The organism is Salinispora goodfellowii, from assembly GCF_059570675.1.
The window spans coordinates 38,833-39,676 of record NZ_JCANTD010000035.1 but is presented as its reverse complement, the minus strand read 5'-3'; the positions used below and the strand labels follow the sequence as shown (position 1 = coordinate 39,676).

General features: G+C 65.6%; 2 rRNA genes and 1 pseudogene. 2 read left to right on the top strand and 1 reads right to left on the bottom strand.

The features are described 5' to 3' along the window. Together T398_RS23010 and rrf are read left to right on the top strand one after the other, a co-directional pair. A 23S ribosomal RNA gene (locus T398_RS23010) occupies window positions 1–78 on the top strand; the annotation flags it as partial. 84 nt (window positions 79–162) lie between these two features. Further along, window positions 163–279: ribosomal RNA gene (rrf, locus tag T398_RS23005) — 5S ribosomal RNA — on the top strand. A gap of 156 nt (window positions 280–435) precedes the next feature. On the opposite strand, the pseudogene T398_RS23000 reads toward rrf, so the two are convergent. After that, window positions 436–844: pseudogene (locus tag T398_RS23000) on the bottom strand (hypothetical protein); the annotation flags it as partial.

Here is an 844-nt window from a genome sequence, read left to right as displayed (position 1 = left end):
ACTGGGTTGATAGGCCGGAAATGTAAGCTCGGTAACGGGTTCAGTTGACCGGTACTAATAGGCCGAGGACTTGACTACTAAGTTGCTACGCGTCCACTGTGTAACTCTTGACAAACAAACATTGCCTGTGGTGTTGGGTGTGTTTGATATGTCGATAAGTGTTACGGCGGTCATGGCGGAGGGGAAACGCCCGGTTACATTCCGAACCCGGAAGCTAAGCCCTCCAGCGCCGATGGTACTGCACTCGGGAGGGTGTGGGAGAGTAGGACACCGCCGGGCAAAACTTCAGTTGAGGGCCGACCCTACCCGGGTCGGCCCTCACTGCGTGCCGCCACCACCGGCCTAATCAGGAAGGATGAACCTGTGAACTCAGGACCGCACGGCGGCGACCGCACCCGTCGACACGAAGACCGACCAGCTGGTCGTGACGGCGCGTCACGTCGTGACGGCCGCCCCTCCTACCGGGATGACCGAGCCGCTGAACGCGGCGGCGAACGTGGTTACCGTGGTGGTGACCGTCGTGAGGGTGGCTACCGCGGCGGTGACCGGGACGGCTTCCGTGGTGGCGACCGTCGTGAGGGTGGCTACCGCGATGGTGAGCGCCGTGGTGGTGAGCGCCGCGAGGGTGGCTACCGCGGCGGTGACCGGGATGGCTTCCGTGGTGGTGAGCGCCGCGAGGGTGGCTACCGCGGCGGCGACCGGGATGGCTTCCGTGGTGGTGAGCGCCGCGAGGGTGGCTACCGCGGCGGCGAGCGTCGCGAGGGTGGCTACCGCGATGGTGAGCGCCGTGAGGGTGGCTACCGCGATGGTGAGCGTCGTGGTGGTGAGCGCCGCGAGGGTGGCT